Consider the following 14,928-nt stretch of genomic DNA (forward strand, 5'->3'; position numbering starts at 1 on the left):
GAAGCTATACATTTAAAAACGAAGGGAGTTAACCTATGCCATTACATCATTATATCGAGCAATTTTTTCAGCAAAATCTTGAAGCGCGAAGTAAAGGTATTTCTTTAGAAATTCCTCCATTAGAAAAACGACCAAAGGTGCTTAGTGTTGAGGACCTAACAGTAGATACACACACTCATCAAATCCCCATTAGAATCTACACACCGGATGATAAAATGGATTATTACCCCCTATTCGTTTTTTTTCATGGTGGTGGATTCATCGATGGCAGTATAGAAACGCATGATGTTTCTTGCCGCTTATTTTGCCAGCTTTCCGGCTATAAAGTGATTTCTGTTGATTACAGGTTAAGCTCAGAGTTTCCTGCACCTGCAGCATTTCAGGATTGCTACACTGCAACAAAATGGGTATTCGATAATGCCTCTGAGCTTGGTGGGCGCAAAGAGCATGTAGCTATAGGAGGACCTAGTGCTGGTGGGAATTTAGCAACCGTTGTTACTTTAAAGTCAATTGCGACAAAGGATTTTACTATAATGAAACAAGTTCTTCATTATCCAATACTTGATATAGATATCACAAAAAATGGAAGTGAATATCAGTCAAGAGCATTGTATAATGCAAAATATGGTGTAGACATAACAAAGAGTCAAGCTGATTTACTTCATACCGAACATGAAAATCAACCCTATAAATCACCACTTTTTCTTGACCAGCCAACCCTCTCACAAATGCCAAAAACATTACTGTTTACAGCAGAGTATGATCCTCTATGTGATGAAGGGGAGCTATATGTAGAAAAATTAAAAGAGGCTGGTGTTGATGTGAAGCTAGTACGATTTGATGGAGGAATTCATGGCTTTATGCAAAATTTCCCTGGGTCACCGGATTATATGCGAGGATATGACATTACCAGCGAATTCCTAATAGGTGAATAATAAGGAGTAGTACGATTTCCATATAGGATTCGTGCTGCTCCTTTTATTTGTAATTAATTTTACATAATAAGCTTTAGTTTCAACAAATTTTTCACTCCTTTAAAACGTATACATACAGTATCTATTAAGAAGGAGTGTGCTAACTATATTGGATATCCTCTTCAAGCTATTACTAATCATTCATATTCTCGGTGCGATTTGTGGGTTAGGAGCTACATTTGCTTCTCCTTATATTATGAATAGTGCCCGTAACGTCCGCACAGCCTTTACTGCACATATGATTAATGCCCAAGTGGAAAAACTGGCAAAGATAGGGAGTATTGCTTTATTGACATCTGGTCTCATTATGGGCTTTATTCATCCCTATTTATTCATAACAGGCTGGTACATAACTTCAATTGTTTTATACATCCTTACGCAACCAATTGTCGCCTACTTAATACCTAGATATGAGAGATCAATGCTTGAAATCCTTGAGCAATCAAAGAGTGAGGACCTGCCAAGTGAATACATTCAGATCGCTAAAAAGACCAAGCCCTTAACCCTCACAACATATGTCTTACTTGTCCTGCTTGTCTTCTTAATGGTCTTTAAGCCTTTTTAAGATTATGTCCCAAAGATAAAACTTTGGGGCATTTTTTCATTAAAAAAGAAGATAACTTATAACTGATATAAAGCAGAAGCATTATCTTACAAAAATAAATGTAATCGTTAAGTGAAAACGAATAGGAGTATAAAAATTACGAATACTTAAGAAAATAGGAATAGGTTCCTATCTAAATAAGAACTGTCGGTGATATGTAAATTTTCTCCAGAGGGATATCATGTATTTAATCGACTAGATATACTGCAAGATAATTATGAATTTATACAAGAATTTCTATTAAATCAAATACAAATACTATAAATATAAACAAACTGTAATCTATAGGTCTGATTCGTTCGGGGGTGACAGTTAAACATAATAATTAAAAGCTTGGAACTAGGAGGAATTTTTTGATGGGATTTTCACTATTACCTAATATGAAAAAAAATAAAAAACAACATACAGAATCAGATAGCTCATATTTTACAAATGAAAATATATTTCATTTATTGTTTGATCAGCATCCTGATGCTGTTTTCACATTAAACCTAGATGGTAAAGTTAATCTCTATAATCAATCATTACTATCTATTTTCGGATATTCCGATAAACAAATTGTGACTGATTTTAATGAATTGTTTTTTAATGAAAATATAAAAAAGAAATTCAAACTTGTAGCAAAAGGGAAAGCGCAAAGTTTCTTTGAAATCGTACAACATAAGGATGGGCATGAAGTGAATGTGGGTCTTACACTTGTCCCATATTTGAAACCAGATATGGAAGTGCTTTCGATTTATGGTATGGCAAAGGATATAACTCAATATATACAGCACGAACAGAAAATTCAAAATGTATTGGATAAATTAGAATTAGCTCAAAGCTGTGGAAATATTGGTTCGTGGGATTACGATATTGAAAAAGATGAAATTTTCTGGTCGAATCAGCTTTATATCATATGCGGTATGGAAATAGAAGAAAATTACACACTTAATATTGCTGAAGGTTTAACTTATGTACATCCAAGTGATCGTGAAAAATATTTAAAATATTTTAATCAGATAGTAGAAAGTGGTGAAGGAGATTCCTTAGAATATCGTTTACTACGAAGGGATAATACTATCCGTTTTGTATCTGAAAGAATCTCAGTGGTAAAAAATCTTAATGGTAAACCAGTTCGTTTAATTTGCAATACGCAAGACATTACAGATCGAAAACTAGCTGAAAATGAACTGCTCGAAACGGAAAAAAGATTCGAACATATCTATGATAATCTTTCTCTTGGCATAAGATCCTTCGATACAATAAAGAAAAAATATATTTTAGTAACTCCAGGTATTGAGTTAATGCTTGGTTATCCTACTGAGATGTTTTACGAAAAAGGAAGCTTGGAAAAAATAATTCATCTAGAAGATCGTTCATTTTATATGGATGCATTTCAAGGTGTTTTGAATGGGGAAGGCTTTGAAATCCAATATCGAATTTTTCATAAAAATGGTGAAATTGTATGGGTTCAAGATAAAACACTTCCAGTTTTAGATGATGCAGGAAAAGTCATCCGAATTGATGGGATTATTACCAATATTACTGATCAGAAAAACTATGAAGAAAAAATTAATCAATTAGCTTTCTATGATAATTTAACAAATTTACCAAATAGTCTCTTATTTAACCAAGAAATAGAGGCTCTTATCGAACAAGATAAGCGATTTACTGTCATGTTTTTAGATTTAGATCGTTTTAGAAATATCAATAACACATTGGGTCACACGATTGGAGATATTATTTTAAAGCAATTTTGTGAGCGAGTTGATAATTTACTGACGGGTTCCTATATGTTTTCAAGACTTGGTGGGGACGAGTTCGGGTTAATCTTATGGGGATATGAGGATAATTGTTATCCTGAAACTGTTGCTAAAAATATTATTAACCATTTAAGTATGCCTTTTGCAGCAAATGAATTTGAGCTATATCTATCAGCTAGTATTGGAATTAGTGAGTGTCCGACAAATGGTAATACAACGACGGAAATATTAAAGAATACTAGCTCAGCTGTACTACGTGCAAAACAAAACGGAAAAAACAACTACCATATCTATTCTTCGACTTTAAATATTTCGTCATTTAAAATATTTGAATTGGAAAGAGATTTAAGAAAATCGATTATTAACAATGAATTAGTACTACATTTCCAGCCTCGTGTAGATGCGAAAACAGGTAAATTGTTAAGTGCTGAAGCATTAATTCGTTGGCAGCATCCCGTTTGGGGGCTAGTCTCTCCAGGAGAGTTTATACCAATTGCAGAAGAAAGTGGCTTTATCAATGATATTAGTGACTGGGTATTTAAAGAGGTTTGCCGTACAATTGCAAAATGGAAAGAGAATCATTTAACTGTTGTACCTGTATCTATAAATGTCACTTCCCAAAGATTCCTTAGAAGTGATTGGGTTACTCTGATTCTTTCTGTTCTAAACGAGTATGAGATAGACGCTTCCTTGATTGAATTTGAAATCACTGAAACAACCTTGTTCGAGCATGAGAAGGAAGTAGAGTTTGCAATTCAATTTTTAAAAGAGCTTGGTATAAAAATTGCTTTAGATGACTTTGGGACAGGCTACTCATCCCTTGCTCATATTAATGATTTTTCGATTGATACAATTAAAATCGATAGATCCTTTATCCAAAAAATTAATAGGGATGAGAAAGTAGAAATGATTATAAAATCCCTTATTTTTATGGCAAAAGGAATGGATATGAATATTGTTGCAGAGGGTGTTGAAACAATCGAACAGCTTGAGTTTTTAAAGGAACAAGATTGTAAAGAAATACAAGGGTATCTCTTTAGTCAAGCTGTACCGGATGATAAATTTCAATCGTTTTTGAAACAAGCTTATCTGAAACCACAATATAGTGAGGATAATCACAAACAATTTGAAAGAAGGGCATTTTATCGAATTGAATTGCTGTTCCCTCTAAGTAGTAAAATGACTTTGACAACTTTCCAGGATAGAAAAGTAAACCTTGGTAAAACAGAAGTTATTATTGATAATATCAGTCCAGGTGGTCTAAAATTCACCTCTAATATGCAGCTTCCTGTTCGCTCGGATGTTTTCTATCAATTTGAAACAATGATTGTGAATTCTAAAATAGTAGTAAATGGCTACATTGTTTGGAAAAATGAATCGAAGGATGGATTTTTTGAATATGGTGTCAAATTTTCGATTGATGACAATGAAAGAGATGAATTACTAAAAATCCTAGAGAAATTTTCTAGGGAATTAAAGAAAGATCCTTTTGAAGCCAATAGTAATTTAATAAAAGAAGACAAATTTTATTATTTAAAGAAAATAACCGCTAGTGCAAGTTAATAATACAGCAGAAACATCTAATTACTTTTTATTTCATCAAATAATTAATGTAATTAGATTTTTTTATATGATAAATTTATCAAACTTTTAAAAACGTAGTCATAAAGTAATGTGAAAGTGGTTTTAACTAAAATTTATACGGGATTATATCTCCCATCCCATTAAATAGTATGGTATCCTAATTACTACCAAAGTATTATGATTCTGTATGTTTGGTTGGGGGGAAAAGGTATGAATCAAGAAAATAGAATAAATATTTTATTAGTTGATGATCGTCCAGAAAATCTATTAGCTTTGGAAGCGATTATTGAAAGAGATGAATATAATTTAATAAAAGCATATTCCGGAGAAGAAGCACTGAAGTACCTATTAAAATATGATTTTGCAGTTATCCTCCTTGATGTTCAAATGCCAGGGATGGATGGTTTTAGTACTGCCAAAATTATTAAAGCTCGTGAAAAAACGAAAAATATTCCAATCCTCTTTATAACGGCTAATAATTTAGATTCCGAGCACATATTCATGGGCTATTCTGTTGGTGCAATCGATTATCTTTTAAAGCCCTTTGACCCACTTATTCTTAAGTCAAAGTTAGAAAGATTTGTAGAGCTATATCTGTTAAATAAAAAAATAATAGAACAATCTAAGAGCTTAGAAGACAAAAACAAAACAATTGAATATATTGCTTATCACGATGGTTTAACAAGCTTACCAAATCGAAGAATGTTTCATGATGTAATGATTCAAAATCTTATGAATGCGAAAAACAAAAATGAAACTCTTGGATTAATGTATTTAGATTTAGACCGATTTAAGTCTGTAAATGATTCTCTTGGTCATTTAATGGGGGATAAGTTGCTTCAGCAAGTATCTAAAAGATTAGTTAACGCTGTAAGAGAGTATGATTTTGTTGCTCGTCTTGGCGGGGATGAATTTGTTATCGTGCTATCAAATAGTAATCGTGAGGAATGCTTGGAGGTTGCTGAAGAAATACTTAGTAGCTTTAAAGACCCTTTCTATATAGATAATTTTGAGTTTTATATCACTACATGTATCGGGCTTTCAATTTTCCCATATGACGGGGAGGATTCGAATACCTTAATGAAAAATGCAGATGCTGCACTTTATCGTGCAAAAGAACAAGGCAAAAACGAATATAAGGTATACCATTCTGGCATGAATATTGAATCCTATCGTAAATTCTTAATGCAAAACGAGCTAAGAAAAGCAATTGAGTTAGATCAATTTTCGATTGTGTATCAGCCCCGTATTGACGTAGAAACTGGTGAAGTAGTTAACGCTGAGGCACTTATTCGATGGAATCACCCAAGCTGGGGAGTTGTTAGACCCGATGTCTTCATTCCGATTGCCGAAGAATCTAATTTAATATTCGAGATTGATAAATGGGTACTAAAAAAGGTTTGTGAGCAAATGAGTAGGTGGAGCAATATTCCCTATCTATCTATAAAGGTCTCAGTAAATTTCAGTGCTCAGCATTTTTTACAGCGAGATTTAATAAAACAAATTAAACAAATCCTAAATGTTTCTAAGATGAATCCGAGCATGCTCGAAATTGAAATTACAGAATCAGCACTCTTACAAAATGAAGAGACTGTATTACAGGCCTTACAACAGATAAAAGATCTGAATATTCAAATTGCCCTTGATGATTATGGGACGGGTTATTCATCTATTAAATATTTAAGAGAGTTTCCATTTGATACGGTAAAAATCGATAAATCCTATATTCAAGATACTACAAATCCTGAGAAAAATAGCCGTGTCATTGTAGATTCAATTATCACACTAGTCAAAAATTTAGGGATCCATGTTGTAGCTGAAGGTGTTGAAACAATCGAACAGCTTAATGTGATAAGAAACCTACAATGTAACGAAGTACAGGGGTATTTCTATAGTCGACCTTTACCACCAGAGGATTTTGTCCTATACGTTGAAAAACTGAATATGGAGAACCGTCAATCAAAAACTTCTAAAAATATAAAAAGCGTAGATAACGTTATCATTTTAGAACCAAAAGAAGAAATAGGAATAAACAAAACACTTATTGAGATTTCCATTCAAATTATTAAAAGGGAAAACTCCCTTTCTACCCGTGAAGTGGATGTATTCTCTTTAATTGTTGAGGGATTAAGTAATAAAGAAATCTCTGAGAATTTATTCATAAGTGAGCACACTGTAAAAAATCATATTACGAATATCCTTTCAAAATTAAATGTTTCTGATCGCGTACAGGCAATCGCTTTAGTATATGAAACATGTATTAACGAGAAAAAAATAAAATAGAGTAATACATTTTATATGTGTTTATTGGAGCGTGTAGCCATGAAGGTACGGACAAAAATGCTATTAGCAATATCAACATTACCTATTTTAGTGCTATTAATTATCGGTAGTGGATGGTTACAAATCTCTCATTTGAATGCTACTAGCGAGCAAATCCATGGAAATTTTAATTCATCTGTACTGGCAGCTACTATTCGTGCAGATATTAAAGACCAGGGAATGTATTTAAGGAATCTAGCTATTTATTTTAACGAACAAGCCATCACGGAAGAACTGGCCAAAATTGAAGTAGAGAGCAAGAATGTACAACGAAATATACTTCTTTTAGAGGAAAATGTAAAAAGTAAGAACCATAAAGAATTAGTAACCCGTTTGAAAAACGTAAACGAGGATTTTGAAATTTATAAAAATCAAATGGTTTCACTAACCAGAGAGAATAGAAGAGAAGACGCGAGAAGGCTTATTAGTGAAAGCTCAGAACAACTGCATGAAAACTTTACAATCGTGTTAAGAGATATCGCTGCAGCCTACGATGAGGAGCTTGAAAACTCTTTAGTCGAAATGAGTAATAATACACAAAGGGAAACACTCCTAAGCTCAATCTTATTGGCTGTTGCCATTCTGATCATCATGACAATCATCCTAAAAAATGTTTTTTCGGTTTCCAATCGCATTATGAAGATGACGACCATCATGCGTAATATTTCAGCAGGTAAAATAAGCCTGACAACAAAAATTGATGTAATAGCTAATGATGAATTCGATAGAGTGGCTAAATCCTTTAACCAATTGGCCTTGATATTAGATCGACAAATTGAGTTAGAAAAAGAATTGACGTGGAGAAAGTCGAATTTAGCCGAGATTTCTTCTAGTATAACTGGGTCGCACAATCTTGAATATCTAGGTAAGACTTTGCTGTCAAAGGTTGTACCTTTAGTAGAGTCGAACCATGCCGTATTCTATGCAAAGGATTTTAATAATCGAAACAAAGATCAATTTAATCTCATTTCAACCTATGCACTAGAAGATGTGAAATCTATAAAGAAGACAATTCTCTTTGGAGAAGGGTTACTTGGACAAGCAATTGAAGAAAAACGAGCCGTTTTTCTTTCTGAACTTCCATCAGATTATATGAAGATATCTTCTAGTCTAGGTGCAACAACACCAGTAGATGTGGTAATTTTACCAATTCTATTTGAAGGTGAGGTTAATGCGGTTCTTGAAATTGCTGCTCTAAAGCCAATAGGCGAAGCCCATAAAGCATTCCTAGAAGAAATGATTGCAAATCTAGGAATTATTATTGAAAGTGTCGTAAGTCGTTTACAATTAGCTCAGCTTCTTGAGGAATCGCAAACTCTGATGGAGGAGGTTCAAGCTCAATCAGAAGAATTACAAAATCAACAGGAAGAGCTAAGAGCAACAAATGAAGAGCTTGAAGAACAAACTCAAAGCTTACGCCAATCAGAAATTAAGCTACAAATTCAGCAGGAGGAATTAGAGCAAACAAATGCAGAACTAGAGGAAAAAGCAAAGAGTCTGGAAAACCAAAACGTGAAGTATGAGGAAGCCAACCGTATTGTTGAACAGGCGAGAAAAGAGCTTGAAGTAAAAGCTGAACAACTAGCCCTAAGCTCTAAATATAAATCAGAATTCTTGGCTAACATGTCTCATGAATTGAGAACACCTTTAAATAGTTTAATCATCCTATCAAAATTATTAGCAGATAATTCAAATGAGAATTTGTCTGATAAACAGGTCGAGTATGCAAAAACGATTTATTCATCTGGGAATGATTTGTTGATTCTAATTAATAATATTCTAGATCTCGCAAAGATTGAATCAGGTAAAACAGACATTATTCCTAGTGAAGTTTCAATTCAGGATTTAGTGGAATTCGTCGAAAATAATTTCGCAGCTTTAGCGGATAATCAAAAAATCAACTTCGAGGTGAAGGTCCTAGAGGACATTAGACCAACGATTTTCAGTGATCAAATCCGAATACAACAAGTGTTGAAAAACCTGTTATCAAATGCGTTTAAATTCACGCCAGCCGGGGAAGTTTCCTTACAGATTTCAGAAGACACGTTGAAAACGAAAAAGTATGGGAAGCCTGTAATTGCGTTCTCGGTTGTTGATACTGGTATTGGACTTTCTAAAGATAAGTTACATATTATTTTTGAAGCTTTCCAGCAAGCGGATGGAACGACTAGTAGAAAATATGGTGGAACTGGCCTAGGTTTATCCATTAGTAGGGAAATTGCCTCCCTTTTAGGTGGGGAAATTGAAGTGGAAAGTGAAGAAGGAAAGGGAAGTCGATTTACCTTCTATCTTGCCGACTATGAAGAACAACTAGTAGAGAATCTGGTGACAAGTCCTCTAGAAGTAGCAGCTACTTCTTTAGATACGAGCGTTGAACCCGAAATACCGGCTATTAATGTAGCTTTACCAGATCAATTTACTGAAACTAGTCATATCAAACGGCTACTAATTGTTGATGATGACCTGAACCAAAGAAATAGCTTGATGGAGCTTATTGGGAATATGGACTTTATTATTAAAGCTGTGTCTTCAGGAGAAGAAGCCATTGAAACGTTAAAAGTTTCGGCAGTTGATTGTATCATTCTTGATTTAGGGCTATTAGATACAAATGGCTTCGAATTACTAAGTAAAATAAAAAATAATGTGGCCAATGAACATATAAAAGTGTTCATCTATACAGGTCGTGATTTAACACTTAAAGAAGAAATCGACTTAAACAAATATGCCCATGCAATTATTATCAAAAATGAGCATTCTCCTGAAAGATTAGTTGCAGAGCTTGAAGCTTATTTGGAAGATTCAAGCATGCTGCCTCATAATACAGATCTATTTATTCAGCGTGTTCAGTCAAAACAGGGGTTATTAGGAAAAAAAATTCTCCTTGTAGATGATGACATTCGAAATGTATTTGCTCTATCAAGTGTTCTTGAAATGGCAGGCATGAATGTCGTATTTGCCGAAAACGGATTAGAAAGCTTAAAAATGCTAGACGACCATCCAGATATTGACCTTGTGTTAATGGATATTATGATGCCTGAGATGGATGGCTACGAAGCGATTATTAAAATACGTGAAAATCCACTTTACGAAAATCTTCCACTTATTGCTCTTACAGCTAAGGCAATGAGGGAAGACAAAGAAAAATGCCTGGAAATCGGTGCCTCAGATTATATTGCAAAACCTGTAGAGCCCGATCAATTAATTTCTCTTATTAAAGTATGGCTATATTAATGAGATGAGGAATGCATAGCAATGGACCAGCTAACTCTAGAAAATAATCAGGGAGAGGATTTCGAAAAAATCGAGATTTACCTACTGCTTGAGGGTATTTATTTGAAATATGGCTATGATTATCGAGACTATGCCTATCCTTCTATTAAGAGACGAGTATGGCATCGAGTCCATGCTGAAAATTTAAATAGAATTTCCAGCTTATTGGATAAGGTTTTACATGATTCGTCCTGCTTTGAACGGTTAATCGCTGACTTTTCTATAAACGTAACCGAGATGTTTCGGGATCCTCTATTTTTCAGGACGTTTAAAGAGAAGGTCATTCCTGTATTAAAAACTTATCCTTCTATTCGAATCTGGCATGCTGGCTGTTCTACAGGTGAGGAAGTGTATTCGATGGCCATTCTCCTCCAAGAAGCGGGACTTTACGAAAAGACAAAAATTTACGCAACTGACATCAATACGGAAGTTTTAAAAACTGCAAAAAACGGATGCTTCTCCTTAGAGCATATGAAAAAATACACAAATAATTATATGCAGGCCGGTGGAGATGAGGCGTTCTCTGATTATTATAAAGTAACTGATGCAGGTGTAAAGTTTCATACGTTTTTAACGGAAAACGTAGTATTTGCACAGCATAACCTTGTTACTGATAGCTCCTTTAATGAGTTTCACGTCATCCTTTGTCGAAATGTCTTGATCTACTTTAACAAGGACCTACAAAATAAAGTACACACTCTTTTTTATAATAGCTTAGGGAAATTCGGCGTTCTCTGTCTAGGAAACAAAGAATCCATCAACTACACGAACTATAATAAGATGTACGAGGAGATAAGCCCTTCCCAAAAGATTTACAAAAAAATAAAGTGATCCCTACTACTATTCTCGAAAATGCTTCTGGACGCATTTTCGAGTTTTTTTATCGTAACTTATGCTGCTTTTAACGAGAGTCATATTCGCCCCTTATTGAATACACTAATTGTTGGAGAAGGATGTCGAATTAAGGGGGGCTTGCAAATGAAAGCTATTTTCATTTTCATGATGCTAGTATTGTTGACTGGATGTAGCGAAGAAAGCACTGAAGATGCTCCAATTCAACAAAGTGTTACAGAAGAAAGTAATCAACACGTAGACGTAGAAAATCCTCAACAAGAGGAGGCAACCTCAGAAGAACAATCAAAGACCACTGAACTTACCGGCGAAATAAATGTATTCGATCCTGTTACAAACTCTGTTATCGCTACATTTTCCACTACTGAATTAGGATATCATACAGATTATTATTCTTACGTAAACCAAATCAAACAGCTAGCAAAAGACTTAGCTCAAGGCACCGATTCAACAGAAGGCTATGATCAGCGAATGTTCCTTGATAAAGTAAATGAAAATGGGGAATTAATCAAAGGCCATCCTATGGTTATATTAAAAGAAAGTGAGCTTGTGGAACGAATTCTTGAAATCTCTCCAAATGGAGGCAATGTGGAATTGCCTATTTATATTACGGAAACAGGATATGACCGTAGTGAGTTTGACTCACTCGAAGAAGTGATTATTGCTTCATATACAACCTATTTTAAAGCTTCAGATGTGGGTCGTACGCACAATATCCGTCAGTCCTCTGATGCGATTTCAAAGGTGATTGTAGGGAATGGAGATTATTTTTCATTTAATACAATGGTCGGTCCAAGAACAAAGGAAACAGGCTATCAGGAGGCACTTGAAATCGTTAATGGTGAATTTGTATTGGGGATTGGTGGGGGGATTTGCCAAACTTCTTCAACTCTATTTAACGCAGTAGACCAACTATCAGTAGAATATGTTGAATGGCATCATCATTCAAGAGATATTGGTTATGTGCCAAAGGGTAGAGATGCTACTGTGTCATATGGGACCTTGGATTTTAGATTTCATAATACCACCGGTTTTCCATTTATGATTATTTCAACAACTACTGAAAACTCGATAACCATTGAGATTCGAACTTCCGAGCATTATACCTATCATTAACTTAAAACAAACGATATTGTCTAAAACAATATCAGGTTTCCCCTTTAAAATAGGCACTTTTATCGTGCCTATTTTTTAATATAAAAAAGATAAACTCTTAAAAAATTACTATATTATAAAATTTTACATACTTTTTAACTAGTTTATATTTTCCATTTAGTAGTAATGTTCTAAAATTATATTTAATTACCATTATTTTTAGTATATAATTAATTCTGAAAATAATATTTTTAAAGGGAGGATTTTACTGCATACACTTCATAATTCCTAAAATTGAATACTAGAACGGCACCAAGGGGGTTTCTTTATTGTTTAGCAAATATCTAAAGCCAAACAAGCTTAAAAAACAGAAAATTCAAAAGGATCCAACAGAATCTAAAAAGAGAAAAGCTCAGAAAGAACCGCGTAAGCAGAAGCCTCTCAAAGATTCAAAGAAAAAGAGCAGGATTAGTATCCGTACTAAATTTGTAGGGGCTATTTTACTCATCTCTATTATTCCTTTAATAGCAGTATCTTTCTTTATTCAAAATAACAATAGTAGTATTTTGATAGAAAAAGAACAAAATGCTATGCAGGATTTAGCAGTAAGTAAGTCCTTATCCATTGAACAATGGTTTAACACACAAATCTCTGAAATGCAGGTTGCTGCTGCAAGTGATGTTATGAAAACAATGGATACTGAGAGTGTGTTATCATACATCAATATGCTAGAAAATCGTTCAGATGTGTTTGATACTATGTTTGTTATTGATAAGAACCGAACAGTAGTAGCACATACCCTCAAAGGTGAGGTTGGTGCAGATTATAGTGATCAAAGCTATGTACCTACTGTGTTTGGTGGTAAATCTGTTATTTCAGAGGTTATCACACTAGATAATTCGGACAAGCGAGCTGTAGTTGCTGCTACACCAATTATGAATGACAAGGGTTTAATTGTAGGTATTTTAGCTGGTGCAGCTAATCTTGATGCCTTGATTAGTACATATTTAGCTGAGGATGAAAACTCATCAAATTCTATTACATTAGTCGATGAGCAAGGAATTATACAGGAGCATCCATCAGAAGAGTTAATTGGAACAAAATTTAACGAAGCAAATCTTGGTGAATTAGGGTCTTATTTAGAGAAAAGTGCTAAAGAATCAGGGATTTCTACATTTGACTTTAATCATGAAGAATACATCGTTTCTTATACACCTATTAGTTCAGTAGGTTATGGGCTAGCTATTTATACACCTAATGATGAAGTACTTTCCGAGTCAAATGCACTTCGTGATGCAACAGTCATAATGATTATCATTGCTGCAATAGCAATTATAATAGTAACCTTTGTGATTGTAAGAAGTATCACAAAACCAATTTTAGTTCTATCCTCGAAAATGGAGAAAATTGCAACAGGTGATCTGACGACATCCATTATTAAAACGAAGAGAAATGATGAAATTGGACAGCTCTCAAAAAATTTCAACCTGATGATTGACAATATTAAGCATCTTGTTTCAGAGATTAAGAAAGCCTCTGATAAAGTTCTTTCTTCTTCTGAAGAATTATCTGCAAGCTCAGATGAAACAGTGCAAGCAACGGAGCAAATTGCTGCATCGATACAAACGATTGCTTCGAATACTGAAACTCAAGTAAGCTTTACAGAGAACGCCAAAAATGTAGTTGTTAATATATCAAATGGTATTTCTACGATAGCTGATAATATCGAAAGAACGAATGAGCTTTCAAGCCAAGCAGTCGATGCATCGAATTCCGGTACAGAAGTAATTGGCAATACGATTAGCTACATGAAAACCGTTGAAGAAAAAACAAATGCAGCATCGGTAACAATCAACGGACTAGGGAAGAAATCTTCTGAAATTAATGACATCATTTCTGTTATTACTGATATTGCAAGTCAAACAAACTTACTTGCACTGAATGCGGCTATTGAAGCGGCTAGAGCGGGTGAGTATGGTAGAGGTTTTGCAGTAGTAGCTGATGAAGTTCGCAAGCTAGCTGAACAATCCAGTAAGGCATCTGGTCAAATTAGTGAGCTGATAAAAGATATTCAACATGAAATTTCCTTATCGATTCAAGCTATGGATGAAGGGAATACAGCTGTAAATGACGGAAAAGAGTTAGTCGTAAGAGCTGGCAGTGAATTTGAAAACATTGCAAAAGCCGTGGATAAGGTTTCAATTCATATGAGAGAAATTTTAGAGGAGAGTCAGCATATCAACAGCTCTTCCGAGAAAATGGTTGATGAAATTGACCATATTTCCAAAATCTCGATAGAAGCATCTCGAAATACACAAGAAATCGCTTCGGCATCAGAGCAACAAAATAGTTCTATGGAAGAAATCGCAGCCTCGGCAGATAATCTAGCTACTATGGCAGATAATCTAAAGGCCGCTGCACAAGCATTTAAAATGTAACTATCAGGCAATATTTTCGTGTAACAAGCGAAAATATTGCCTTT

Annotated in this window: 8 protein-coding genes; all 8 read left to right on the forward strand. The window is 34.3% G+C overall.

Going from position 1 to position 14,928, the window contains the following annotated elements; genetic code table 11:
* The first annotated feature begins 35 nt into the window (after positions 1-35).
* The 8 genes from BJ095_RS12010 to BJ095_RS12045 all read left to right on the forward strand — a co-directional run bounded on the left by BJ095_RS12010 (position 36) and on the right by BJ095_RS12045 (position 14,884).
* A complete protein-coding gene (locus BJ095_RS12010) occupies positions 36-935 on the forward strand; it encodes an alpha/beta hydrolase (RefSeq protein WP_107936410.1) in 900 nt (299 codons plus the stop codon).
* Positions 936-1,083: 148 nt separating this feature from the next.
* Positions 1,084-1,539, forward strand: a complete 456-nt coding sequence (locus BJ095_RS12015) for a DUF2269 family protein (RefSeq protein WP_181418055.1) — start codon at positions 1,084-1,086, stop codon at positions 1,537-1,539.
* 419 nt (positions 1,540-1,958) lie between these two features.
* A complete protein-coding gene (locus BJ095_RS12020; protein WP_215534992.1) occupies positions 1,959-4,886 on the forward strand; it encodes an EAL domain-containing protein in 2,928 nt (975 codons plus the stop codon).
* Positions 4,887-5,117: 231 nt separating this feature from the next.
* Positions 5,118-7,190 carry an EAL domain-containing protein gene (locus tag BJ095_RS12025; RefSeq protein ID WP_181418056.1) on the forward strand — a complete coding sequence of 691 codons (2,073 nt, stop codon included), beginning with the start codon at positions 5,118-5,120 and terminating at the stop codon, positions 7,188-7,190.
* A gap of 39 nt (positions 7,191-7,229) precedes the next feature.
* Positions 7,230-10,460 (forward strand): response regulator, encoded by a 3,231-nt coding sequence (locus BJ095_RS12030; protein WP_181418057.1) that lies wholly within the window; start codon positions 7,230-7,232, stop codon positions 10,458-10,460.
* A 21-nt stretch (positions 10,461-10,481) separates the two neighbouring features.
* Positions 10,482-11,330 (forward strand): CheR family methyltransferase, encoded by an 849-nt coding sequence (locus tag BJ095_RS12035; RefSeq protein ID WP_107936400.1) that lies wholly within the window; start codon positions 10,482-10,484, stop codon positions 11,328-11,330.
* A gap of 147 nt (positions 11,331-11,477) precedes the next feature.
* A complete protein-coding gene (locus BJ095_RS12040; RefSeq protein WP_107936398.1) occupies positions 11,478-12,467 on the forward strand; it encodes a VanW family protein in 990 nt (329 codons plus the stop codon).
* 308 nt (positions 12,468-12,775) lie between these two features.
* Positions 12,776-14,884: a methyl-accepting chemotaxis protein gene (locus BJ095_RS12045; protein WP_107936396.1), complete on the forward strand. Its 2,109-nt coding sequence runs from the start codon at positions 12,776-12,778 to the stop codon at positions 14,882-14,884.
* Positions 14,885-14,928 lie beyond the last annotated feature (44 nt).

Origin of the sequence: Ureibacillus chungkukjangi (assembly GCF_003217295.1) — a bacterium.
Taxonomy (GTDB): Bacteria; Bacillota; Bacilli; order Bacillales_A; family Planococcaceae; genus Ureibacillus; species Ureibacillus chungkukjangi.

Bases quoted from the DNA above. Each gene is read 5' to 3' on its own strand.
- BJ095_RS12035 (WP_107936400.1), top strand. From the start codon at position 10,482: ATGGACCAGCTAACTCTAGAAAATAATCAGGGAGAGGATTTCGAAAAA.
- BJ095_RS12025 (WP_181418056.1), top strand. From the start codon at position 5,118: ATGAATCAAGAAAATAGAATAAATATTTTATTAGTTGATGATCGTCCA.
- BJ095_RS12020 (WP_215534992.1), top strand. From the start codon at position 1,959: ATGAAAAAAAATAAAAAACAACATACAGAATCAGATAGCTCATATTTT.
- BJ095_RS12040 (WP_107936398.1), top strand. From the start codon at position 11,478: ATGAAAGCTATTTTCATTTTCATGATGCTAGTATTGTTGACTGGATGT.
- BJ095_RS12010 (WP_107936410.1), top strand. From the start codon at position 36: ATGCCATTACATCATTATATCGAGCAATTTTTTCAGCAAAATCTTGAA.
- BJ095_RS12030 (WP_181418057.1), top strand. From the start codon at position 7,230: ATGAAGGTACGGACAAAAATGCTATTAGCAATATCAACATTACCTATT.